Raw genomic sequence first — 24,630 nt, forward strand, 5'->3', positions numbered from 1 at the left:
GGGGCCAGTACAGAACTGCCCCTGTTGGCATCAATGCAGCAACATCTTATGCCTTGTCAGCTACAGCCTTCTTGTGTGCAATCGCAGCCTTCGCGAAAGAGATAAACAAGGGATGACCATCGCGTGGTGTCGACTTGAACTCAGGGTGATATTGCACACCGAGATACCAGGGATGCACCTCACGTGGCAATTCCATGATTTCGCACAGGTCCTCTGTCGGCGTACGGGCAGAAACTATCAGGCCTGCGTCTTCGACACGGCCAAGATAATGGTTATTGGCCTCATAACGATGACGATGACGTTCGGTCACGACATTGCCATAAATTTCTGCCGCCAGAGTGCCGGGACGAACTGCACAAGTTTGTGCCCCCAGACGCATGGTGCCGCCAAGGTCGGAATTTTCATCGCGGGTTTCAACCTTGCCGTCATGGTTTTGCCATTCATTGATCAGCGCCACTACAGGCTGCTCAGTTTCTGAATCAAACTCGGTAGAGTTTGCCACTGCAAGGCCCGCCTTGTTACGCGCATACTCAATCAGGGCGACCTGCATGCCTAGACAGATACCAAGGTAAGGCACCTTGTTTTCACGTGCATAACGTGCTGCCAGAATCTTGCCTTCTACACCGCGCTTGCCGAAACCGCCAGGCACCAGGATGGCGTCATATTTTTCCAGCGATTTGGTACCGTGTGCTTCAATTTCTTCAGAATCGACGTATTCGATATTCACACGGCTTTCTGTATGGATACCGGCATGACGCAAAGCTTCTGTCAAAGACTTGTACGATTCGGTCAGGTCGACATATTTGCCAACCATGCCTATGGTCACTTCTTCTTTCGGGTTTTCCAGCGCATAAATCAGCTTGTCCCACATCGCCAGATTGGCTGGTTTTGGTGACAGGCCCAATTTATCGCAGACAATTTTATCGAGCCCCTGGTCATGCAACATCTGTGGAATCTTATAGATGGTATCTGCATCCCAGACTGAGATCACGCCTTCTTCCGGCACGTTGGCAAACAGCGATATCTTGGAGCGCTCATCATCAGGAATAGGACGATCGGCACGGCACAGCAGGGCATCGGGGAAGATACCAATCTCGCGCAACTTCTGTACGCTATGCTGAGTAGGTTTGGTTTTCAATTCACCGGCAGCCGCCACATAAGGCACCAGGGTCAGGTGCACGAAGGCTGCTGCATTACGGCCGGCACGCAGGCTCAACTGGCGAGCAGCTTCCAGGAAAGGCAGGGATTCAATATCTCCAACCGTACCACCGATTTCAACCAGGGCGACGTCAGCACCGGCTGCACCACGATGGATGAATTCCTGGATTTCATTGGTGATGTGCGGAATGACCTGTACGGTCTTGCCGAGGTATTCACCGCGACGTTCTTTGCGGATTACTGATTCATAAATCTGGCCAGTGGTGAAGTTATTCACCTTTTTCATTTTGGCCGTGATGAAACGCTCATAGTGGCCCAAATCCAGATCAGTTTCAGCGCCGTCATCGGTCACGAAAACTTCACCGTGCTGGAATGGGCTCATGGTACCCGGGTCCACATTGATATATGGATCAAGTTTGAGCATGGTGACTTTGAGGCCGCGCGATTCAAGGATCGCAGCGAGAGAGGCAGCGGCAATGCCTTTGCCCAGTGAGGAGACTACGCCCCCCGTAACGAATACAAACTTAGTCATTGCAGAAGGTGCCGGACGGCACAAGCGGGAAATTCGAATTATACACCACTATGCCGTGACTGCGCGAATTCCCGCTTTCAAATCCTGCGAATTTTCAGGTCTGACTGGTTTTACATTGCATAAAAAACTTGCAATCTGGCAAAATTCTGTGCCCCCTGCCCATTGCTCAATTGCCGGATTTCATTGCTGCGGCGAATGATGGCAGCTGACAGACCGTAGCTGTCGTTACGCCAGAGATAGCCGATTTCAAGCTCGCCAACCATGGTCTTGGGTTTGACTAGGCTGGCCTGATCATTAAAGTAGCCCCCCTGTATTGTGGCATTGTAGGCGATCGCCTTGACTTCGGCCCTGGCAAAGGCATAGCTGGCTGGCTGTTCGGGCAAGACATTCAGACTGCCAGCCCGCAGCAATAGCTCGCCGCTTGCATCAGTAAAGATGTTGCCAAAATGACCTCTGAAACGCGGCGTCAAATCCACATTGGAAGCAGGTAGCAAGCGTCCTGGTGAATATTCGGCAGTCAGCACTGCGCCCCATTCATTGCGCAGCTGCGTACTCCAGCCCTGCGGCAAAGGCTGCTTCAACAGACGATGCAAATGTGTCTGCGTCCATTCACCACCTGCGCAAGGCCCCAGGCAACCAAGGTCCAGGCCCAGTCGCAGGCTTTTACCGTTGACTTCATTTTTCTCTTTGAAGATACCTGCATATAACCAGCCGGCGTAAGGATGATCAAACGGCGATATCTGCCCTGGCTTCAGTTTGATATCAGATGCCGTGTACAGATCCTGCCCCAGTCGCCAGCCATAGGTCAGCGACTGCGAGGCATCGCCCCTTGTATATGTTTGCCCTATGCGGTTGCCACTGGTATAAAAACCGTCATCCTTCTTGAACAGGAGGCTGTCGTTATCGATATCCAGTTGCAGGACTGATTTACCGACTTGCCTGACCTGACTGAACTCATCCCACGATGGCAGTAGATTGTCGGCCAATGCTGCCGTACTGCTCAACAACAAGGAAAGGCTGGTAACTAATGTCGCCATATGGCGCACGGGTTTGACTGGGTTCATGAATAATATTTCAAAATTGAATTAACTCAGCCTGAAACGGGCGATCATCTCGCGCACGGCAATGGCTGAGGCTACCGGCGTTTCCATGGGAATCAGGTGCCCGCCGGGGATAAGTACATAATTATCACCCATCAGCTTCCTGGTTGCCTTGTCCCCTGCCTGCCGGCATTCTATCGACTCGGTTCCACCAACAAAACCGACAGGCATGGCAGGACGTCGTACATTCAGGCGCCCCAGGCCATGTGGCAGGCTGCGGTATATCGCTGTTTCCACTTCGCGTGTGAAGCGCAGGGTCACACCCTCCGGGTGAGGTTTCAATCCGGCCTTCATATAATCGCGCAATACCTCGGGCGGCCAGATGGCAAACATTTCTTTTGCGGCAAAGTGCTGGTAAGCCTCTTCTTCATCTTTCCAGATATGTCGCCGCTTGGCAGAAAACCGTGCAGGCGAAAATTTTCTGTCCCAGCCAAAGAATTTGAATGTCCGCAACAAAAAGGCACGCCAGCCGGCAACGACCGGTGAATCAAGGACAACAACCGCACGTACCAGGTCGGGCCTGGCCCTTGCCGCCATCAGTGACAAGATGCCACCCAATGAATGTCCCACCAGGATCACAGGTTGCTGATAACCGCCTTGCAGGGTATCAATCAATTCCTGCACCAGGTGACGCCAGCCATCAGTGACGGGATAAGCCGGGTTGTGACCAACCATGTCAGTGGTAAAAACCTCAAAGTCCGTGCGCAAATGATCCAGGAATGCACGGTAAGTCCCTGAGGGGAAGCTGTTCCCATGAACAAAATGGATGATAGGTTTTACTGTAAGCTCGCTCATAGCATGGATTTACATTACCGGCCAAACCAATAACGCGCGTTTTCCTGTCTGAATGCTGAAGTCGTCAATGATGCGCCAAATTGTATGCCGATTGCACCAGTTTCATCGGTTCTTAGACGTTTTATTCCAAAATCAGCATAGCGCTGGAAAACTTCCGGCTTGGGATGATGGTAACGATTCAGGTAACCAACCTGGAATATGGCAATTGAAGGTTGCACGGTTTTCAGAAAGGCAGTTGTCGATGAAGTGCCACTGCCATGGTGTGGCGCCAGCAAAATATCCGCCTTCAATTTTTGCGGGATGGAGTTGACCAGCTCATCTTCCTGTATGGCCTCTATGTCGCCAGCCAGCAACACTGAGAAACGTCTGGTCGAGACTTTTAGCACGCAACTGCGTGCATTCGGTTTCCACTTGGTGCTTTCATAACTGACACTGACAGGTTGCAGCATTTCAAAACTGACGCCATCCCATACCCACTGCTGCCCTGCCTCACAACGCCGATGTTTTTTTGCAGCCAGAACAATGGGGCTGGCAAGATTGAGCGAACTGCTCACCGTATCCACAGGCAGATGCTTCAATATGGTCACTGCGCCACCCGAGTGATCGTTGTCATTATGTGAAACCACCATGGTATCGAGCTCATTAATGCCACGCGCATGCAGATACGGCAAAATGACACGACTGCCACTGTCTGATTCAAAACCCAGGCCGGGGCCGGTATCATAGAGCAGACGATGATGGCGGGTTTCCAGTAGTAGAGCCATGCCCTGCCCGACATCGAGAGCCGTGATTTGCAAATCACCGTCATCCGGATGTTGTGGACGCTGAAAAACCAGGGGCAGGCAGCAAATCAGGCCCAGCCAGCGCATGGGCCAGGCTTTTGGAGCCAGCAACCACAGCATGCCCAGCATCGCCAGCAAGAACAGGGCAAAACCTGGTAGTGGTGCATTCCATACCGCCATAGGCAAGCCACTAAAATATGCCATGGCCTGCGCCAGCAACTCCACAAACAAGTGAGCCAGCTTCAGCAAATAAATCGATAATGGCGCCGGCGCTATGCTGCCCAGCAAAGCCAGCGGTGTGACAACAAAACTGAACAGGGGAATGGCAATGGCATTGGCAACAGGACTGATCAGGGAAATCTGTCCAAACAAGAGCATGGTCAGGGGAATCAAGCCTATCGTAACAGCATATTGCGTCAGGCTGGCAGAGCGCAAACCATCGAGCATGCGTGCTTTGAGTTTTTCATCCTGCCTTGGTGTGAATTGCCCGCCACTGGCAAACACGATAATAGCCACCGCAGAAAAAGACAACCAGAAGCCGGGGGACATGACGGCCCAGGGATCAAACAACACCACAACTGCAAGCGCCAGACTCAACACCGAAAACAGGCCACTGGTACGCCCAGTACAGACGGCAATAGCAACCACTGTCAGCATGATCATGGTTCTTTGTGCTGGCAAGCCAAAACCAGCCAGGGCGACATAAACAAATGCCATCAATGCCCCGGCCACGGCAGCCGCCTTTTGCGCAGGCAAGCGCAGCGGCAAGGACGTACCCATAAAGAAGGAGTTGCGCCATAAATAAAACACCAGGCCTGCCAGCAAACCGGCAATCATGGTGATATGCAAACCGGAAATGCTGATCAAATGACCTATGCCCACGCGATTAAAAACCGTCCAGTCGGACTGCGGGATTTCACGCTGATCACCCACCACCAGCGCCACGAGAACACCAGCATAGGCATGCTGTGGAAGAGCCGCATGAATGCGCTCACGCAAGCTGGCCCGACTACGCTCAACCAGGTTACTCCAGCTCCAGACAAATCCATCCAGGCGTTTGTTGTAGTGCGTGTTTTCTGTTTCATCCTTGTCTGACCGCACGGTCCCCGTCGCACGCAACCCCTGCTCCAGCAACCAGACCTCATAGTCAAAGCCATAGGGGTTCGCGTTACCGTGTGGACGCTTCATGCGCACCCGCAATTGCCAACGCTCGCCTGGCTGCACATTCGTGACAGGTATCGCATCAGCGCCATGCATTGCACCATACCAGGAAAGTGCAACCTTTGATGGCCAGTTTGCCCTGGAGGTCAGATCAAGTCCGTCAGCATGTATCTGCTCCACAGCAAAATTGAATCTTTGCCCCTGCTCAAAATGAAATGGCAAGCTATCGACTGTACCGACCAGCACGACATCCTTGTTTTCCCATTCTGCAGGCAGGGATTCACGCAGATAAAAATGGGCAAAAGCACTGGCCCAGACAAAACCACATGCAGCAGCAAGCAACATGCGTGCTGGTAGGCGCCAATAGCTTTTCGATGTAAGCCGGTATAGAAAAAAACTGATACCAACAACCACACTCGTGATGATTGCCAGTACCAAGGGACTCAACAAGCCGGCCTGCTGCTGCAGAATGGCGACACCGACAACAAAGCCCAACATCACCGCACGCACGAATTATCCTATCAACATGCGTGGCAATACTGTGCGAACATTTGCTGAAGTGGCAGCAGCCAGATCTGCAATTGACATATTGCGTAATTCAGCCAGCACCCGCCCTATCTCTGGCAACTGCGCAGGCGTATTGAACTCCTCATCCAACCAGGCTGGCGGGATATCGGGTGCATCAGTTTCCAGCACGATACTGTCGAGTGGTAAATCACTGGCCAGACGCCTGATCTGCAAGGCACGCGTGAAAGTCATGGCTCCACCAAAACCGAGCTTGAAGCCTAGCTTGATAAACACCTCCGCCTGCTGGGCACTGCCATTGAAAGCATGGGCAATACCACCATTGACCTGGATGTGTCGCAGATGCTTGAGTATGATGTCTTGTGACCGTCGCACATGGAGCAGGACCGGCAAATCAAAGTCACGGGCCAGTTTCAGCTGTTCAATATAGAAATGCTCCTGCTTTTCACGCAAGGGGCTCTGCGTCAGTTCCGGCACAAAATAATCGAGGCCAATCTCACCTATCGCCACCAGTTTACTGCCGGCATCTGCCCCTGCCATCAGGCCTGCAACCCTGTCACGTAATAATTGCAGATCTTCTTCTTTTGAAGTGGGAACATACATGGGATGTATGCCCAAGGCATAAAAGCAGTCTTCACGCTGCTGCCCGAGTGTGATGACTGCCTCAAAATTTGTTTTGTGCACTGCCGGGACAATGATGGCAGACACCCCTGCCCCGGCCGCTTCTTCGGCAACACTCAGGGATTGCCCGCCGAATTCATTTGCATCCAGATGGCAGTGGCTATCTATCCACATAGCTTGATACGCTTCAAAAAAAGGTTATAACAAATCAACACCCCGATTATGAAGCAGTTTGCCTGTACACCTCAATCTTTTGCAAGGATGCAGGCGTCGGGCGTGACATACTTTTTTGCTGCTGCCACCTGTACACAATCAAGCCAGCCGCCAAGGCGGCCAGCAGATGTTTGAGACTATGCCCGCTGATGAAATGAGAACATTGCAGGATTTGCGCATCAAGCAATTCGGTTATTTTTGCTACTACATACAGGCCCAGGGCCGCGGTAAACATCAGGGTCCCCTTGCGATCTGCTTTAAGTGCATCATGCATCAAGAGCCTGATCGGTATCAGTGTCAGCGCCAAACCCTGTATCAGCAGGTAGGGACGCAGGTCACCGCTTTGTTGCCACCAGACGACCGACATCAGGCCCGTCAACAAGAGCAGACCCAACTCCATGACCGCCTGACGTGTATCCATGGCTGGCTTATATTCTGCCCTGGTCGCAGCCAGCAGACTGCAACAAGCCAGTGCGATGGGTAACCTGTCCCAGAACAGACGCGCATTGTCCGGGGCCAGATGGTAATACGTTGAGCAGACAGCTGTCGCTGCCAGGCTGGCCACAAACATCGCGTAAGCCACAAAACTCCGCCCGCACCCGATTTCCCGTTTTTTCACCTGCAACACAACAAACCCATATATCGCAACCAATGCAAAACCCGTATTGCTAAACACATCCATCACATGCGGCACCCCGGCCCAGGTCGATACGTCAGCAAATTCGTGATAATGCTCAAACTGGGCAATCGGGCCGTGCACCAATAGCGCCAACACCGCCAGCAAAGTAATCGCCGAGGGCAAGGCACGCCAAAAAAGTTTCATTTATTCCACCAAGTGATTAAAAAAGTCGGCAAAGCTTGCCAAGAAGTGGCGATAAATGAAACCATTAATGGTAAAGTAGCAGAAAAGCATAGAGAAGGTATTATCTTTTGTAACCTTCAATGCTACCCACCTTGTAACCAGGCAATAAACTGAACCATCAACATGACTGAAATCAGGCAAATTCTCAGCAGCATCAAGTTTCAGCTCAAGCAACAAGGTAAAACCTACAAGGATGTTGCGCTGACCCTTGACTTGTCAGAAGCCAGCATCAAACGTCTGCTCAGTACCGAGCATGGCGCCAATATGAGTATCGAGAGACTGGCGCAGCTCAGCCAGTTTCTTGGATTCAGCCTGATGGAAATCACCCAGGAAGCCAATGCCAGCAATGCCCGTATCCACACCCTGTCCGTCGCACAGGAAAAAGAACTGGTGTCCGATACCAAGCTGCTGCTGGTCGCAGTCTGCGCCTTGAATCACTGGAAGTTTGAAGAAATCCTGCAGGTATATCAATTCAGCGAAGCAGAGTGCCTGAGCAAATTATTGCGTCTGGATAAATTGAGACTGATCAGCCTGTTGCCAAATAACCGCATACGTCTGAACATCGCCCGCGATTTTGACTGGCTGGCACATGGGCCGATACGCCTGTATTTTCAGGAAACCGGCATGACAGATTTCCTTGATTCACGTTTCCAGCAGGGGCATGAATCCATGCATTTCATCCACGGTATGCTCACCGATGCCGCACTGGAAAAATTCCATGCTGAATTGAGGTTGCTCAGACAAAAATTTGCTGACCTGCACACGGACAGCCTGGCCAGCCCCTTGAAAAAACGACGTGGTACCGCCGCCCTGTTTGCCATGCGTGAATGGGAACCGGCCAGCTTTACTGCTTTGCGCAGAAAAACTTAACGTATTACTGGCTTGTCTGCATTCGGCCTGGGCAAACTGATGGACGGCGGGATCACGATATCGTCACGCAAACGCAGGAATTTAAAACCGATCAACTTCCGTGGATGAGCAAGTTTGCTGTTTTTGGTTCTTTCATTGGTACGGGCGACGAAGGCATCAAAACTTTCTTCTTTTACCTGTGGGTCGGAAGAATTCAGGAAATTCCTTTTACCGTCAGCATCAATCACCACCAGGCCGACATGGGTAATTGACTGATAACCCTCTTTGTCCGACACCACATTGACGAAATCACCGGCCTGCAGCTGATTGAGCACGGCATTGACCTGACCTGCTTTCACATAAGCTTCGCGACTGGCCTGCACAGGTATGTTTGTCATCGTGTGATGTTGCTCACGCAGGAATTTTGCCCTGTCAACAGTGATATCGTAGCTGGCTATCTTGTCAGCAGCAAAACCGCCGCTGATATCCTTCAGCAACCAGGCATTATTGACGTTCCAGTCGACCTCTGTGTAATGATTGCGTGTGACGACACCTATTTGCCCGTCTTTATAGCGTATGCGCTGCAAGGTCCAGAAAAATTCATCCCAGGACTTGCTCAGCGCCATTGCGTAAGTATGCTCGGCAAACACCAGGCAATCACTATGCGTCAGGCTGTACATGGGCAGATTATCGTGTATCTCGAACGGAAATTCGCCAAGCAGGTTCAGCTTGTAAGCCTGACCTATATTCTTGCGTGCGATGATCGCTATCCGCTGACGCAGGTCAGGTACGCTGACATACAGGTAAGCCAGGTATTTGTCGACCTCTTGCGGTGTCATCTGGAACAGTTTTTTGCCAGGGTAGGGTTCAGCGCCTGTATTCAGATTTGGCTGCGCCTTCTCTTGAGCTTGAGCTTGAGCTTGAGCTTGAGCTTGAGCTTGAGCTTGAGCTTGAGCTTGAGCTTGAGCTTGAGCTTGAGCTTGAGCGGGCATGGTAATCAGAATGGTTATAGCAAATACCGAAGCAAGTGCAATTGTCAGTGAACGCAGAAACATGTTGGAAGCAGATAATTTATAAGAGTCGGCTTTATACCACAAGCTATACAAACCCACCGCATGCAGAAACACCCGCAGGACACCAGGTCTGCGCGGGAATAGACTTAAGCCTGATTTTTAAAAGTGTGACAGTTGCCTCTTGCTATACTAATGCATGCCTGGCGACCACTACTCCATCGGCATCTGCGTAGATCCAGTCTCCGGGATGAATGGCGATACCGGCAATATTAATGCGTAAATCTTTCATACCACCACCATGCTTACTGCTGCGTAGCGGCATGGGCGCCATGGCACGTACGCCTATGTTGCAAGCATTGATTTCATCAACATCCCGTATACAACCATGCACGATGATGCCTGACCAGCCATTCTTTTCACCAAGCGCAGCCAGGTTGCCGCCAACCAGGGCGCAACGAAAACTACCACCTCCGTCAATGACCAGTACACGACCGTTGCCAGGTGTCTCCAGCGTACTCCTGACCAGGACATTGTCTTCAAATACCTTCAAGGTCACGGCTTGCCCGCTGAATCTGGTCACATTACCAAAACGCATGAAAATCGGCGGTATAACTGCCAGTTCATGCGTAGCAATCTTGTCTTCGTTGGCATCACAAATATCACAGGTAGCAAAGCTCATGATTTTTCCTTGGTTGGGCGGAAGCCCATTTTAACCAGCTATGCAGCATTGATCAAACAGCCAATTTACGCGTCTTGCTGCCGACATTGACGGCGGTCAAGATTGCCATCACCTGGAAGAAACCAACACAGACAAATAACCACGAAGGATGATGCGCATCCATGATTGCACCAAAAATCAGCGGCGCTACCGCCAGACCGGAATCAAGACCGGAATACACGATGCCATATACCCTGCCAGTCGCATTTTTTGGTGCGGCAGCACGTATAAGCAAGTCACGCGAAGGGCCAGCCACACCGGCACCGAACCCGATACCAGCCATCAGTACAATGGCCAGGATTGCATTCGCCGCACCACTGGCCAGGACAAGTGAGAGTACTCCGGCACAACCAAACGCGATGGTAATCGTCCTGTCATGCTGGGTGGACCTGGCCGCCAGATAACCACCCCACAGCATGCCCGCAGCCGACGCCAGCATATACAAGGTATAAGCAGTAGTCGCCGACTCCAGTGACATTTCATACATCTGACGCAGACTGGCCGAAGAAAAACTCTGTATGCCTCCCAGTGCTATGGCTGTCATGAAGAAAAAACCGAAGCACATCCATACAGCCGGGATACGCATGAAATCTGTCGTGCCTTCCTTGACCTTGCCCGCATCAATACTGGCTGCCCTATGACTGACTTCGGTATGGAGCAAATCGCGAAATACAAACAGAATAGCCAGCACCACAAATGGCAGGAAGGCGGCACAAAACAGGGCTGTGCGCCAGGTAGTCATCCCCGCGATTGTCACCAGAAACACAGGTGCAGCCGCCCAGCCCAGGTTGCCCGTCACACCATGGACAGAAAATGCATAACCCAAACGTTGGCTGCTCACCTTTTTATTAAGCAAAGTGTAATCAGAAGGATGAAATACACTATTGCCCACACCTGCCAGACCAGAGCCCACTAAAAGCATGGCGTAATTTTGTGCAGATGACAAAACAAGTGCTGACACCCCCAGACAGCTGATGCCAAAAAACAGTACCGCCCTGGCGCCGACTTTGTCGACAACAAAACCGGATAGAGCCTGGCCTATGCCGGAAATCACAAAAAACACTGTCATCAGCAATCCCAGCTCTGCGAAAGAGAGGCTGAATGCCTCTTTGATCCAGGGAAACAGGGGTGCCAGTATCATGTGAAAAAAATGCGAAATACCATGTGCAAGCCCGACCAGGCTGATAACCATTACGTCCTGCCTGATATGATCTTGTGCGCTTACTACTGTAGTCATTACCATGTCCTTTCGCTAATAAGTTGGCGCATTTCTGCGCCCGACTCATGAAGTGTAAGCAAAATCAGATAGTCTGATTTAAGATAGATGGACAAGTTTTATCGAATTTACGCCATTTTATAATGGCACTTGCCACTTCTCTGAAAGTCACGTTGTCATGAGTATAGAAATACTGACCGACACCCGTCCGCAGCCATTGGATAAATACCCAACGGCGGACAGACCCGTACGCCTGACTGCACGCAACCTGCAAACCGAAGAAGTCATCAGCATGCATCGTCACGTATGGGGGCAATTTACCTATACCCCGGAAGGCATGATGCAAATCATTGCTAATGACAGCACCTGGTTTGTCCCGCCCTTGCGCGCCATCTGGATACCGTCTGGTGTTGAGCACGAAGTACGCATTATTGAACCCTCACAGCTACGTGTGCTGTATTTCCATGCCGACCATGTGCCCTTCAAAGGCAGTGAGTGCCTGGTACTGGAAGTCGCTCCTTTATTGAGGGAATTGATTGTCACCATGGAAACTATCACTGCCGGCAGCGAACGCGAAGCCCATCTGGCAACAGTGGTGATTGATGAAATCCAGGCAGCAAAACACCTGCCCATACACCTGCCCATGCCTCGCGACAAGCGCCTGAAAAGCCTGTGTGAAATTTTACTGGCTGAACCCTCCAGCGGGCTGACTCTCGAAGACTACGCCCGACAAGTGGGTGCCTCATCCCGGACTCTGTCACGCCTGTTTGAAAGTGAGTTGAACATGTCGTTTTCTGCCTGGCGCCAGCAAATGCGTCTGTCGAAAGCCTTCCCACTGGTAACCAGCGGCTTGCCTTTGTCACAAGTGGCGGAAGAACTTGGCTATGCCAGTCAGTCAGCGTTTTCTGCCATGTTCAAAAAGACTTTTGGAGAATCCCCCTCAAATTTCTTCAGGCAAAAATAAAAAAAGGGTGACATTGGCATGCCACCCCGAACTTGCTTCCTACTTTATGCTAAGACCCAGTCTGCCTGGAATAGTTCCCTGACATTCCGGTTTCAGTCATTAAATTCTGCTTCGCCTTTGGTAAAGACGAGTTCATGATTGGCAGCGTCAATGACAATGACATCCTTGGGCCCGAATTTGCCCTGCAGGATCAGCTTGGACAAGACATTTTCTATCTCTTGCTGTATTGCCCGTTTCAAGGGGCGGGCGCCATACACAGGATCAAAACCTGCTTCGGCAATTTTTTGCAAGGCGTCTTCGCTGACCTGCAAGCCCATGTTCATCTGACGCAGACGCTGCTCCAGGGTCTTCAACTGTATCCTGGCGATTGCACCTATATTCTTGGCATCGAGCGAATGGAACACCACGAGTTCATCGATACGGTTGATGAACTCGGGACGGAAATGGGTTTTCACCTCACCCATCACAGCCATCTTGATCACCTCCGGATCACTGCCTTCCATGGCCTGTATCTGATGCGAACCAAGATTCGATGTCATGACGATCACCGTGTTTTTGAAATCCACCGTGCGCCCCTGCCCGTCCGTCATACGACCATCGTCAAGCACCTGCAACAGAACATTGAAAACATCATGATGTGCCTTCTCGACCTCATCAAGCAAAATCACACTATAAGGTTTCCGGCGCACTGCTTCGGTCAGGTAGCCGCCTTCTTCATAGCCGACATAACCAGGCGGCGCACCGATCAGGCGGGCAACGGAATGTTTTTCCATGAATTCACTCATGTCTATACGGATCAATGACTCTTCCGTATCAAACATGAAGCCGGCCAGGGCTTTACACAACTCTGTCTTGCCAACGCCTGTTGGTCCCAGGAACAGGAAAGAACCGTAAGGTCTGCCAGGATCACCCAGTCCCGAACGTGAACGGCGGATAGCATCAGATACCGCTGTGATCGCCTCATGCTGACCAACCACACGCTCATGCAAGGCATCTTCCATGTGCAGGAGTTTTTCACGCTCCCCCTGCATCATGCGCGATACCGGGATACCGGTTGCACGCGAGACGATTTCGGCAATTTCTTCAGCACCTACCTGGGTACGCAGCAATTTCATCTTGCTGCCTTCCGCTGCATTTTTATCTGCTTGTGTGTCAGCCTGTTTCAGCTGCGTTTCCAGTTCTGGCAAGCGGCCATACTGCAGTTCAGACATGGTCTGCCAGTCGCCCTTGCGCTTGGCTTCATCCATTTGCAGGCGAATCTTTTCTATCTCTTCCTTGATGTGGGCGCTACCCTGTACCAGGGCTTTTTCTGCCTTCCAGATTTCTTCGAGGTCGGCATATTCACGCGACAGCCTGTCGATTTCTTCTTCGATCAGGAATACCCGTTTTTTTGAGCCTTCATCTTTCTCGCGCTTGACGGCCTCCCTCTCTATCTTCAGTTGTATCAGACGGCGGTCGAGCTTGTCCATGACTTCCGGCTTGGAATCAATTTCTATCTTGATCTTGGCCGCGGCTTCGTCGATCAGGTCTATCGCCTTATCGGGCAAGAAGCGGTCAGTGATATAGCGATGCGACAATTCTGCCGCAGCGATAATCGCCGGGTCGGTAATATCAACGCCGTGGTGAACTTCATATTTTTCTTGCAGGCCGCGCAGGATCGCTATGGTTGCCTCAACACTGGGTTCGTCAACCAGTATCTTCTGGAAGCGTCTTTCCAGCGCCGCATCTTTCTCTATGTATTTGCGGTATTCATCAAGCGTAGTCGCACCCACGCAGTGCAGTTCGCCACGCGCCAGAGCAGGTTTGAGCATATTACCTGCGTCCATCGCGCCCTCGGCCTTGCCGGCACCGACCATGGTGTGCAGTTCATCGATGAAAACGATGGTCTGCCCTTCGTCCATGGCAATTTCTTTGAGGACGGCTTTCAGACGCTCTTCAAACTCACCGCGGAATTTTGCGCCAGCCAGCAAAGCCGCCATATCCAGTGACAAAACCCGCTTGGACTTCAAGCTATCCGGTACTTCGCCATTAACGATACGCTGCGCCAAACCTTCGACGATAGCGGTTTTACCAACACCGGGTTCGCCTATCAGTACAGGATTGTTTTTGCTACGGCGTTGCAATACCTGGATGGCGCGGCGGATTTCATCATCGCGACCGATGACCGGATCAAGCTTGCCCAGGCGTGCGCGCTCGGTCAGGTCCAGTGTGTATTTTTTCAAAGCCTCGCGCTGGCCTTCTGCATCCTGGCTGTCGACATTGCCGCCGCCGCGCACAGCTGCTATCGCGGCTTCCAGCGCCTTGCGGGTCAGGCCATTTTCACGCGCCAGTTTGCCGGCATCGGACTTGTCGTCGGTCAATGCCAGCAAGACCATTTCACTGGCCAGGAACTGGTCGCCACGCTTTTGTGATTCTTTGTCCGCCAGATTGAGCAAGCCAACCAGCTCACGACCTGCCTGCACCTGGCCGTCCGCCCCGCTGACCTTGGGCAAGCGTTCCAGCGCAGCCTTCAAGGCATTGGTAAGAGCGACAACATTCACACCTGCCCTCTGCAACAAGGAACGGCTGCTACCGTCATCCTGGTTAATTAAAGCCAACAAAACGTGCACAGGCTCTATGTATTGGTTATCATTGCCGACTGCCTGGCTTTGCGCGTCGGCGAGGGCTTCTTGCAATTTGGTGGTTAATTTATCGAGTCGCATGACTCTCTCCTGAAGAATTAGTTACCATCTCAATTTGGGGCAGCAAAGCCAATTTCAAGAATACCGGAAACATCTCATCGAGAACACTTAGGGCTGTTTGCGTTACATCAAATATCACATGGAATTACATCAGTTACAAACCAGCTATTTACCTGATCAGGATAGATTACTGGTCAAGTTTTCATTTGCAGAAAAATCAAGTGACGGCGCGCCTAGCGGCAGGCAAGAAATCCATTTGCTGTTCACCCGCCGTACCAGTATGAAATTCTGGCCAGCCTTGCTCGAAGCCATGACCAAGCAGGTCAGGATGAGTAAGCCAGGGGCTGCCCACGCCAGTTCTGAAATCGTGCAAATGGAACATGAAGCCTCATTAGCCGCCATGCAAGAAGGTGGTGTTTTTAACAAACCCTATGAGAGTAATGTTGATGGCTGGCCCTTGGGCAAGGATGCCTTGTTGCCTGTAGACATACAATTCCATGTCCATGCTACTGCACCATTCAGGATGGAGTTTGTTGTGGACGGTGGCAAAAACTTTGAAGTCGCCATGGGCAGCAGGTTACTGCACGGCTTTTGCAAATTATTCCAGGACGCTGTTGAAAAAGCCGACTGGGGTTTTACCCTGGAAATGACGAGCAGCACCCCAGAAGCACCTCCCGCCCATTTGCTCAATTAAACCGGTACTGGCATTGCTGTTTTTACGCCACAATGCCAGTCAGACTGCGCTTTAGATGGCCGGATCAAACTTGCCATTCAGCTTGAATTGCTCGGTTGCCTGGACCAGGGCAGCAGCAATGCCCGGTTCGGAACCGGCATGCCCGGCATCGGCAATTACATGCAGGCTGGCTTCTGGCCAGGCCTGATGCAAGCGATATGCGGTAACTGGAGGGCAGACAACGTCATAGCGGCCCTGCACAATCACTGCGGGCAAATGGCGTATGCGCCCTATTTCCTGTATCAACTGGTCTTCACGCATAAACGCGCCATTGATCATATAGTGCGCCTCCAGCCTGCCCAGGCCTATGCTGATCGCATCTGACTCAAAATCGGCAATAACGTCCGCCTGCGGCAACAGGAAAATACAAGACCCTTCGTAACGGCTCCAGTTACGTGCAGCCTCTGTATAGATGGCGGGATCACTGGAGAACAGGCGCTCGGCATATGCCTTGAGCAGATCATGACGTTCGGCTTCTGGTACACCTTCAGTGAAACGCTGATGTACTTCGGGGAAGAACCATTTCATGCCATTCACAAACCATTCGACTTCTGCCTTGGTACACAGGAAAATGCCTCTCAACACAAAACCAAGACAACGTTCCGGATGCGCTTCTCCATAGGCCAAGGCCAGAGTAGAACCCCAGGAACCACCAAAAATCAGCCACTGCTCTATTCCCAGCATCTCGCGAATTTTTTCTATGTCGGAAATCAGCAAGGCTGTTGTATTGTCGCGGTATTCACCCAAAGGCTGGGACTTACCTGCGCCACGCTGATCAAACAAGACGATACGGTAGTGCCCTGGATCAAAATAACGGCGATGATTTGCTGTCGTACCGGCACCAGGGCCGCCATGCAGGAACAGCACGGGCTGCCCATCAGGGTTACCGCTTTCTTCCCAATACAGGGCATGGGTTTCATCAACCGCCAGCATGCCGCTTCGGTTGGGTTCTATGGGGGGAAACAGAGTGTCGGTAGTCATAGATACAAATCAAGAGATGGAAGAAAAATAGTACTTGGCTCTGGCAGTCATTGCAGTAAATGTGCAATATTACAATGTTTTCTTGTTCAAATAGTTAGTCTTGCTTATCATCCGACCTTAAAATCTCATACAAATCATGCCACTCGCAGATCACCCAGCAGCAACGCGGCCATCCTTAGAACCGGGACAAAATGATGTCCCTCACCTCCGGCAATACTGGTCACGGATGCTGGATGCACGTGCCGGGGTCGTGTCCGGCTCCAATCCTGACTACCATCGTGACCGCCTGCTTCTTTCCACGCTGGGACTGGGGCTGGAACAGACCAGTCAGTACCTGATGCAGAATGCGCCTGGCTTTGACGAGTTCAATGCCTGGATAATTGAAACAGCCGGCAAGCCGACCGACACCGCCATCGCCCGCCTGCGGCACCTGATTCACGGTACTGCACAGGCTGCTGCTATCACAGAACAGCATCAGCAAATCCTCGTCATGGCAGATGTGCTGGACGCAGATGACCTGCAGTTCTGGCAAGAAAATGGTTATGTCATTCTGCATGATGCCGTCCCGGCTGCAGACTGCGCTGCCGCAGAACAGGTTATTTGGAACACACTGGGTGCGCGTGAAGATGATATTGAATCCTGGTACCACGGGCAGCATGCCAACATCATGGTGCAATTGTTCCAGTCAGCAGCACTTGAAAAAAATCGTCGCTCCCTGCGCATACACAAAGCTTTTGCACAGTTGTGGGGGACAGCAGATTTATGGGCCACGACCGATCGTTGCGGCTTCAATGTACCGGATCGTCCCGGTCACCGTTTTCGCGGCCCTGACCTGCACTGGGACATGAGCTTGCAGCAACCCATCCCCTTTGCCACCCAGGGCATACTGTATCTGACAGATACGCCGCCCGAGCAAGGTGCCCTGACCGTTGTACCTGGGTTTCACCGGCGTATAGACGCCTGGCTGGATCAACTGCCGGCGGGCGCAGACCCCAGGGAGCAGGATTTGCATGCCTTGGGTTCCGTCCCCATTGGTGGCAAGGCTGGTGACCTGATCATCTGGTTGCAGGCACTGCCACATGGCAGCCGTGCCAATCTGGGCAGTAAGCCGCGCATCGTTCAATACATCAATATGCTGCCCAGTGAATTGCAGATACAACAGACTTGGCGCTGATGGTCATCGCGTCGGTAATGAATTACTGGAACAAGGCCCGGTAACTGGCAAACCCGGCAAAACAGCAAATGATGGAACCGGTCAGATGAGCACCGCTATGCAACAGAGCCCATCCATAATCACCGCGATGCAAGAGGCTCATGGCTTCGGCAGAGAATGTGGAAAATGTCGTCAAACCACCTAGAAAGCCGGTAATCAGGAACAAACGCCATTCCGGCGACAGTTGCGGATAGGCTGAGAAAAAAGCAACAGCAAAGCCGATGATATAGCCACCTCCCAAATTGGCCACCAGAGTGCCAACCGGCAACAAGGGATATATGCCGTTAAACCATAATCCCAAAGCCCAGCGCAACCAGGCGCCGAGGGCTGCACCAAGACCAACTGCGAACATCCCAAGCCAGCTCATGCGTCATTACCCTGCACAACGGCATTGGCAGCTTCTACACCCCATTTTTTCAGGGCCTGGTCATCTGTCTCACGCGCATCAACCCAGCGCGCCCCTTCCGGCGTTTGTTCTTTTTTCCAGAATGGCGCCTGTGTTTTCAGGTAATCCATGACGAATTCGCAGGCGGCAAAGGCATCGCCACGATGGCGTGATGCTACGGCCACCAGCACGATCTGGTCCAGTGGCTGCAAGACGCCTACCCTGTGTATGACCAGGGTATTGATCAGTTGCCACCGGGCTTGAGCCTGCGCAACAATATCTGCCAGCGCCTTTTCTGTCATGCCCGGATAATGTTCCAGTTCCATCGTGCTGACGGTCGTACCGTCGTTGATATCACGCACCAGGCCCACAAAGCTGACCAGCGCACCTATGCCAGGGTTCGCTTTACGCAATTCGACAAGCTCTGCATTGAGGTCAAAATCGGCGGTCTGTACACGTACGGTCACGGCTCACCCTCCGGTAACGGGCGGGAAGAATGCGACTTCCGCACCTTCCCTGATCCGGGTATCCGGCTCGCACATTTGCTGGTTATACGCCATGCGCAAGGCACGCTCCGGGGCAAGTACTTCAGCCCAGGCATCGCCGCGTGCAGCCAGCCATGTGCGGACATCACCCACAGTCAACACTTCAGCCGGCAGCACTACTGTCTGCTCAGACATGCCCAGTTTTTCACGGACGCTGGCAAAAAACCTCAATCGGATATTCATCATGCTTACTCGCTTCATTACAAAATTCAGGACATCAGGCTTTGAAAAGGAAGATAGCGTACCAGATCACCTTTTTTAATGGCTTGTCCTGGCGCAAGATCAATCAGTCCATCACACCATACTGTCGACGTCAGCACGCCAGAACTTTGATTGGGAAACAAATCCAGACCACCTTCAGCATTGATACGGGCACGCAAAAACTCGTTACGCCTGTCTGGTTTGAGCCAGTCAAAATCAGCACGCATCTGGTAGGCCACAGGTGCAACTTGCTGCACGCCCTGCATGCGCAAAATAAACGGGCGCACAAACAGCAAAAAGGTGACAAAACTGGACACGGGATTGCCTGGCAAACCGATAAAAAATGCCTGCCCGACCTCACCAAAAGCCAGGGGCTTGCCCGGCTTCATGGCAATCTGCCACATATTCAGACTGCCTTCGGCCTCAACGGCAGGCCGCACATGGTCCTCTTCACCAACTGACACACCGCCTGAGGTAATGATCAAGTCGTGTTCCTGGCTGGCAAGCCGCAAGGTGTCGCGGGTAGCGGCCAGGTTGTCCGGAACAATGCCATAGTCTGTCACATCGCAACCAAAATCCTGTAACAGGCCATTCAGCGTAAATCGATTGGAATTGTATATCGCCCCTGGCTTCAAAGGTTCACCGGGCATGGTCAACTCATCACCTGTAAAAAACACCGCCACCCTGGGTCTGCGCAGCACTGGCAATTCCGCCAGGCCAACCGAGGCTGCCAGGCCCAGCTCCTGTGCGCGTAATTTTGTGCCTGCATGCAATATGGTGGCACCTGCCTGGATATCTTCACCCTGGCGACGTACCCACTCCCCGTTTTCAGGTTGATGTCTGATCGTCACAAACTCGCCAATGGCCTCACATTGCTCCTGCATGACGACTGCATCTGCTCCCGCAGGTATCATGGCACCGGTAAAAATACGCGCGGCGGTACCCGGCTCCAGAGGCTGGCCGACATGGCCGGCGGGGATGCGCTGCGATATACGCAAACGCGCCTCACCACCGGCGCAGTCACTGGCATAAACGGCATAGCCATCCATCTGTGTATTGTCCATGGGGGGCACGTGCAACAGCGACGCCTGGTCCCGAGCCAGGATACGGCCATGGGCATCTATGGTAGCAAGAGTTTCAGTTTCGACGATAGGACGAACCGCAGACAGCAAAAAATCGAGCGCTTCGGCAGCACTTAACATGGGTTTGGACATAAGTATGGTTTTCCTGATTCAGTATTTGCAGGTAATACCGGCAAGCAATGTGACATTGTAGCCTGAGAGCTCATGGTAAACATCAGCCACATCAAATCATGCGAACAGTATATTCCGCATATAAAAACCGGACCGTGCATAAAAAAACCACTGCCAGATGGCGGTGGTCTTCCTGAAAAAATTCCTGATCACTGACAGACAGGTGCTGCCAGCAGTACAACACGACTCAAGGGGCTATCATCATTTGCCCGTTTTGATAAGTCAGTCTGACACGGTCGCCAATACGATAATAATTGGTCGGCTCCACGAGCAAGGCGCGTTGCTCGCCATTCTGCAATCGCAATGTCAATTCCAGCTTGCTGCGCGGTGCGGCTGAACCACGTTCCATTTCATTGCCAACCACACCACCAGCAATAGCACCACCTATGGTAGCCAGGTCACGCCCCGTACCCTTGCCGACCTGATGTCCAAGCACACCGCCAAGCAAGGCGCCGACCACTGCGCCGCCTCCGGATGTACTACCATTGCCGCCGACATTGACGTCACGCATCGCGACGATGACGGCCGTATCCATGTAATTATTTTGATACTGATTAGGATACACCACCGGCTGGCTTTGCCCATAGGCCGGATACTGCGCCGGATATTGATTTTGCGTATTCGCAGGATAGTGATGTGTTGCACATCCTGATATCACGAGGATGAGAGCGGTGGTAGCCAGGATAGTAAGCTTGCGCATGTTGCACTCCAAAAAGGTCATGTACTCAATCAACGCAATAGCAAGTACTTTGTTGACATGAATTGCGCAAAAGCCTCAGTAAGTAACAAAGACTTACATTCAAGGTATGGTTTTCATTAAATAACATAGCACATTGCAACAAAAAAACAGTCCATAAAATCAGACAATATCAAAGCCGAAAACACAAATAGGAATTATTATCATTTACTTTTGCAACTTATTTCGTTACAATTGCACACTTGTTTTTTTACATTTATGCCTTAGCCATTCTTCGAGAAAAGCCAGCGGTATTTTATTTTCATCTTCCCAGGAAATATCATGGTTCATATTAAGAGTCGCAAGCATAAGCACGCCCGTTTCAACCTGACAATAGCAGCAGCAACAGCCATGATGTTGCCGATTGCAACACAAGCAGCAGACCCCAGTTTGCCAGAAGTCAAAATAACGGCAAAAACAGAAAATGACTTCAAAGCTGACAAAGCTTCGTCACCCAAATATACCCAACCCCTGGTTGATACGACACAAACCGTTACCGTCATCAAGCGTGAACTCATTGAGCAGCAAGGCGCCCTGACCTTGACCGATGCCTTGCGCAACACCCCGGGCGTTGGCGCATTCTTCCTCGGTGAAAATGGTAGCACCAACACCGGTGACGCCATCTATATGCGAGGATTTGATACGTCCAGCAGCATCTATGTGGATGGTGTACGCGACCTGGGCTCCATCTCGCGCGACCTGTTCAATATCGAACAGGTCGATGTACTCAAAGGACCTGCCGGCACCGACGGCGGGCGCGGCGCCCCAACCGGCTCAGTCAATCTGGTCAGCAAACAGGCTGGCCTTGACGATGCCACATTTGGCAGTTTGACTGCTGGCAGCGGGCGCCAGAAACGCCTGACTGCTGACGTGAATAAACTCATCAGTGCCGAACAGGGTTCAGCATTCCGCCTGAACGTCATGGCCCAGGACAGCGAGGTTCCAGGCCGCAATGAAGTAAAAAACAAACGCTGGGGTGTTGCCCCTTCCCTGGCTTTTGGCCTGAAGTCGCCAACCCGTTTCTACATCAACTACCTGCATGTACAGCAGGACAATGTCCCTGATGGCGGCGTACCGACCCTGGGCTTGCCAGGCTACAGCACACCCGATGTCAAACGCCCTTTCCTGGCGACAGCACCCAGGGTTGACTCCAGGAATTTCTATGGCTCTGCTACCGACTTTGATAAAGTCACAGCAGACATGCTGACCGGTCGCGTCGAACACGACTTCAATGACAAGGTAAAACTGATCAATACAGCCCGCTTTGGCAAAACCACTCAGCATTATCTGCTGACTTCCTTCATGGGTACAGCTGCCAATCTGGTCACACCATCTGCCACCGACCTGTCCACCTGGACACTGGCGCGCGGCACACGTACGCTGAAAGACCAGGAAAACGAAATCCTGACCAACCAGACCAACCTGGTTGCCGACCTCGAACTGGCGGGCCTCAAACATAGTCTGCTTGGCGGCGTAGAACTGACCAGCGAAAAACAAAACACCTGGGGCAATGACAATCTGGGGACTCTACCCGTAGCCAATTTCTACAATCCCAACCCAAGGGACACAATTACCGGCCTGAACCCTACCCGCAACGGCGTATTCTCACGCGGTTCGACCAGCACAGTCAGCGCCTACGCATTTGACACCATCAAGTTCAGCCCTGAATGGCAAGCCAATGCCGGTGTGCGCATTGATCACTACAGCACAGACTATTCAGCGGCCAGTCTGTCCACCGCCACCAGCAATCCGACTTTGCCGGTAGGCACACTGGTACCGACCAATCTGAACATGGCCGGCAATCTGGTCAATGTCAAGCTTGGCGCCTTGTACAAACCCACAAAGGACAGCAGCATCTATGCATCTTACTCTACGTCCAAGCAACCACCTGGCGGCTCCAACTTTGCCTTGAGCACATCAGCCAACAGCGCAGCCAATCCCAAGTTTGATCCGCAGGATACCAAAAACATGGAAATAGGCACGAAATGGGATTTGCTGGAACAAAAGCTGTCCTTTACAGCCGCCATCTATCGTACGGAAGTGTCCAATGAAGTTGTACAAAACCTGACAGATCTGTTGTACTACCAGACTGGCAAGAAACGTGTACAAGGTGTGGAACTGGGCGTGACAGGTGCCATCAACCGCAACTGGCTGGTCAGCGCAGGCTATGCAAGAATGGATACCAGCGTAGAAAGCGGCCCGGTAGTCACCGCCAGCGGCATCAACAACCTGTCTTACACACCAAAACAAAGCTTCACTGGCTGGACGTCTTATCAATTGCCTATGGGCCTGAAAATCGGTGGTGGCGCACGTTTTGTTGATGCGTTATTGCGAGGAACTGATGGTGCAATAGGCACACCTGCAAAAACAGAGGCATATTGGGTATTTGATGCCATGGCCAGCTATGCAGTCAGCAAAAACCTGGACCTGCAATTGAATATCAATAATATTGCCGATAAAAACTATGTTGCCGCCATCAACAAGAGTGGCTATCGTTATACTCCGGGTACTCCACGTACAGTCAGCCTGACCGCCAATGTCAAGTTCTAGCACGCTGGTGCAGTAAACAGATTCAAACGCCCCTCCCCATGAAGGAGGGTTTTTTTTGTTGGAGCAGTAAACCATGATGCTACATATACCAGAAGTACTCAGCCGTGAGCAGATTCGTGAAATACGTCGGCGACTTGACGAAGCCAACTGGGTCGACGGCAAACAGACTGTTGGCGCTCAGGGCGCACAGGTCAAGCGCAACCGCCAGCTACCTGAGCATTCCCCCCTGGCGCAAGAACTGGGGCAGATCGTTCTGGCGGCACTGAAGAACAATCCCCTGTTTTTTGCTGCCGCCCTGCCCATGCGCATCGTGCCGCCCTTGTTCAATTCCTATGCCGGTGGGGAGCATTATGGCCTGCATGTGGACGGCTCCGTGCGCAATGTCGCCAACACTGATTGCCGCTTGCGCACCGATGTATCCTCCACCCTTTTCTTGTGTGAGCCGGAAGAATATGAAGGCGGCGAACTAGAGGTGGTTGATACCTATGGTACCCATGAAGTCAAATTGCCTGCCGGCGACCTGATACTCTACCCATCCACCAGCCTGCACCAGGTCTTGCCTGTCACTGAGGGCGAACGGGTATGCTCCTTCTTCTGGACGCAAAGCATGATACGCGACGACGCCCGCCGCTCCATGCTGTTTGAAATGGATCAGAACATTACCCGCCTGCGCAGCCAGCTTGGCGACAGCCCGGAAGTGCTCGGCTTGACTGGTCAGTACCATAATCTTCTGAGGATGTGGGCAGAGACCTGAGTTTTTTCGATCGCGGGCACAGGCAATTCCGGCAAATACACGAAACGCCAATTACCTCTACAATGAAATCCCTGGCTGATTTTACTCTT

General features: G+C 52.1%; 22 protein-coding genes. 6 read left to right on the forward strand and 16 right to left on the reverse strand.

The annotated features are described in order from the left end of the window. Nucleotides 1-46: 46 nt before the first annotated feature. From pyrG to LZ463_RS07255, 6 genes are all read right to left on the reverse strand, one after another. Nucleotides 47-1,690 (reverse strand): CTP synthase, encoded by a 1,644-nt coding sequence (pyrG, locus tag LZ463_RS07230; RefSeq protein ID WP_241454951.1) that lies wholly within the window; start codon nucleotides 1,688-1,690, stop codon nucleotides 47-49. Nucleotides 1,691-1,800: 110 nt separating this feature from the next. Then, a complete protein-coding gene (locus LZ463_RS07235; protein ID WP_241454952.1) occupies nucleotides 1,801-2,754 on the reverse strand; it encodes a lipid A deacylase LpxR family protein in 954 nt (317 codons plus the stop codon). 21 nt (nucleotides 2,755-2,775) lie between these two features. Beyond that, nucleotides 2,776-3,585 (reverse strand): alpha/beta fold hydrolase, encoded by an 810-nt coding sequence (locus tag LZ463_RS07240; RefSeq protein ID WP_241454953.1) that lies wholly within the window; start codon nucleotides 3,583-3,585, stop codon nucleotides 2,776-2,778. Between the two features lie 14 nt (nucleotides 3,586-3,599). Then, the gene (locus LZ463_RS07245) at nucleotides 3,600-6,038 is read right to left on the reverse strand and encodes a DNA internalization-related competence protein ComEC/Rec2 (protein WP_241454954.1); all 2,439 of its coding nucleotides are present in this window, start codon (nucleotides 6,036-6,038) and stop codon (nucleotides 3,600-3,602) included. 3 nt (nucleotides 6,039-6,041) lie between these two features. Next, the gene (locus LZ463_RS07250; protein WP_241454955.1) at nucleotides 6,042-6,848 is read right to left on the reverse strand and encodes a TatD family hydrolase; all 807 of its coding nucleotides are present in this window, start codon (nucleotides 6,846-6,848) and stop codon (nucleotides 6,042-6,044) included. A 46-nt stretch (nucleotides 6,849-6,894) separates the two neighbouring features. Further along, nucleotides 6,895-7,710, reverse strand: coding sequence for a hypothetical protein (locus LZ463_RS07255; protein ID WP_241454956.1), 816 nt, complete (start codon nucleotides 7,708-7,710; stop codon nucleotides 6,895-6,897). A 162-nt stretch (nucleotides 7,711-7,872) separates the two neighbouring features. On the opposite strand from LZ463_RS07255, the gene LZ463_RS07260 reads away from it, so the two are divergent. After that, nucleotides 7,873-8,619 (forward strand): transcriptional regulator, encoded by a 747-nt coding sequence (locus LZ463_RS07260; protein ID WP_241454957.1) that lies wholly within the window; start codon nucleotides 7,873-7,875, stop codon nucleotides 8,617-8,619. On the opposite strand, the gene LZ463_RS07265 is transcribed toward LZ463_RS07260, so the two are convergent. From LZ463_RS07265 to LZ463_RS07275, 3 genes are all read right to left on the reverse strand, one after another. Then, nucleotides 8,616-9,437 (reverse strand): N-acetylmuramoyl-L-alanine amidase-like domain-containing protein, encoded by an 822-nt coding sequence (locus LZ463_RS07265; protein ID WP_241454958.1) that lies wholly within the window; start codon nucleotides 9,435-9,437, stop codon nucleotides 8,616-8,618. The two genes, LZ463_RS07260 and LZ463_RS07265, sit on opposite strands and share 4 nt — an antisense overlap. Before the next feature lie 358 nt (nucleotides 9,438-9,795). Further along, the gene (rraA, locus tag LZ463_RS07270) at nucleotides 9,796-10,290 is read right to left on the reverse strand and encodes a ribonuclease E activity regulator RraA (protein WP_241454959.1); all 495 of its coding nucleotides are present in this window, start codon (nucleotides 10,288-10,290) and stop codon (nucleotides 9,796-9,798) included. 52 nt (nucleotides 10,291-10,342) lie between these two features. Then, nucleotides 10,343-11,566: an MFS transporter gene (locus LZ463_RS07275; protein WP_241454960.1), complete on the reverse strand. Its 1,224-nt coding sequence runs from the start codon at nucleotides 11,564-11,566 to the stop codon at nucleotides 10,343-10,345. Nucleotides 11,567-11,723: 157 nt separating this feature from the next. Between LZ463_RS07275 and LZ463_RS07280 the strand changes: the two genes are divergently transcribed. Beyond that, nucleotides 11,724-12,509 (forward strand): AraC family transcriptional regulator, encoded by a 786-nt coding sequence (locus LZ463_RS07280; protein ID WP_241454961.1) that lies wholly within the window; start codon nucleotides 11,724-11,726, stop codon nucleotides 12,507-12,509. A gap of 92 nt (nucleotides 12,510-12,601) precedes the next feature. Here the strand turns inward: LZ463_RS07280 and clpB are convergent, their stop codons facing one another. After that, a complete protein-coding gene (gene clpB / locus LZ463_RS07285) occupies nucleotides 12,602-15,211 on the reverse strand; it encodes an ATP-dependent chaperone ClpB (protein ID WP_241454962.1) in 2,610 nt (869 codons plus the stop codon). A 118-nt stretch (nucleotides 15,212-15,329) separates the two neighbouring features. On the opposite strand from clpB, the gene LZ463_RS07290 reads away from it, so the two are divergent. Further along, nucleotides 15,330-15,884 (forward strand): hypothetical protein, encoded by a 555-nt coding sequence (locus LZ463_RS07290; RefSeq protein WP_241454963.1) that lies wholly within the window; start codon nucleotides 15,330-15,332, stop codon nucleotides 15,882-15,884. 51 nt (nucleotides 15,885-15,935) lie between these two features. Here LZ463_RS07290 and pip read toward each other — a convergent pair whose 3' ends face one another. Then, entirely contained in the window at nucleotides 15,936-16,904 is a 969-nt protein-coding gene (gene pip / locus LZ463_RS07295; protein WP_241454964.1) for a prolyl aminopeptidase, read from the reverse strand. Between the two features lie 226 nt (nucleotides 16,905-17,130). Here pip and LZ463_RS07300 point away from each other — a divergent pair, with 226 nt between their 5' ends. Further along, complete coding sequence (locus LZ463_RS07300) at nucleotides 17,131-18,078, forward strand: phytanoyl-CoA dioxygenase family protein (protein ID WP_241454965.1); 948 nt, start codon at nucleotides 17,131-17,133, stop codon at nucleotides 18,076-18,078. A gap of 22 nt (nucleotides 18,079-18,100) precedes the next feature. Here LZ463_RS07300 and crcB read toward each other — a convergent pair whose 3' ends face one another. The 5 genes from crcB to LZ463_RS07325 form a co-directional block, all read right to left on the reverse strand. Further along, a complete protein-coding gene (crcB, locus tag LZ463_RS07305; RefSeq protein WP_241454966.1) occupies nucleotides 18,101-18,484 on the reverse strand; it encodes a fluoride efflux transporter CrcB in 384 nt (127 codons plus the stop codon). Next, nucleotides 18,481-18,969, reverse strand: a complete 489-nt coding sequence (gene moaE / locus LZ463_RS07310) for a molybdopterin synthase catalytic subunit MoaE (RefSeq protein ID WP_241454967.1) — start codon at nucleotides 18,967-18,969, stop codon at nucleotides 18,481-18,483. Before moaE ends, crcB begins: the two co-directional genes overlap by 4 nt. A gap of 3 nt (nucleotides 18,970-18,972) precedes the next feature. Continuing rightward, nucleotides 18,973-19,230: a molybdopterin converting factor subunit 1 gene (gene moaD, locus LZ463_RS07315; RefSeq protein ID WP_241455156.1), complete on the reverse strand. Its 258-nt coding sequence runs from the start codon at nucleotides 19,228-19,230 to the stop codon at nucleotides 18,973-18,975. Between the two features lie 26 nt (nucleotides 19,231-19,256). Then, nucleotides 19,257-20,462 (reverse strand): molybdopterin molybdotransferase MoeA, encoded by a 1,206-nt coding sequence (locus LZ463_RS07320; RefSeq protein ID WP_241454968.1) that lies wholly within the window; start codon nucleotides 20,460-20,462, stop codon nucleotides 19,257-19,259. A 226-nt stretch (nucleotides 20,463-20,688) separates the two neighbouring features. Then, entirely contained in the window at nucleotides 20,689-21,201 is a 513-nt protein-coding gene (locus tag LZ463_RS07325) for an outer membrane lipoprotein (RefSeq protein WP_241454969.1), read from the reverse strand. A 318-nt stretch (nucleotides 21,202-21,519) separates the two neighbouring features. Here LZ463_RS07325 and LZ463_RS07330 point away from each other — a divergent pair, with 318 nt between their 5' ends. Continuing rightward, nucleotides 21,520-23,787 (forward strand): catecholate siderophore receptor Fiu, encoded by a 2,268-nt coding sequence (locus LZ463_RS07330; protein ID WP_241454970.1) that lies wholly within the window; start codon nucleotides 21,520-21,522, stop codon nucleotides 23,785-23,787. 73 nt (nucleotides 23,788-23,860) lie between these two features. After that, entirely contained in the window at nucleotides 23,861-24,541 is a 681-nt protein-coding gene (locus LZ463_RS07335) for a Fe2+-dependent dioxygenase (RefSeq protein WP_241454971.1), read from the forward strand. Nucleotides 24,542-24,630: the final 89 nt, after the last annotated feature.

The organism is Undibacterium paludis, assembly GCF_022568815.1.
Lineage (GTDB): Bacteria > Pseudomonadota > Gammaproteobacteria > Burkholderiales > Burkholderiaceae_D > Undibacterium.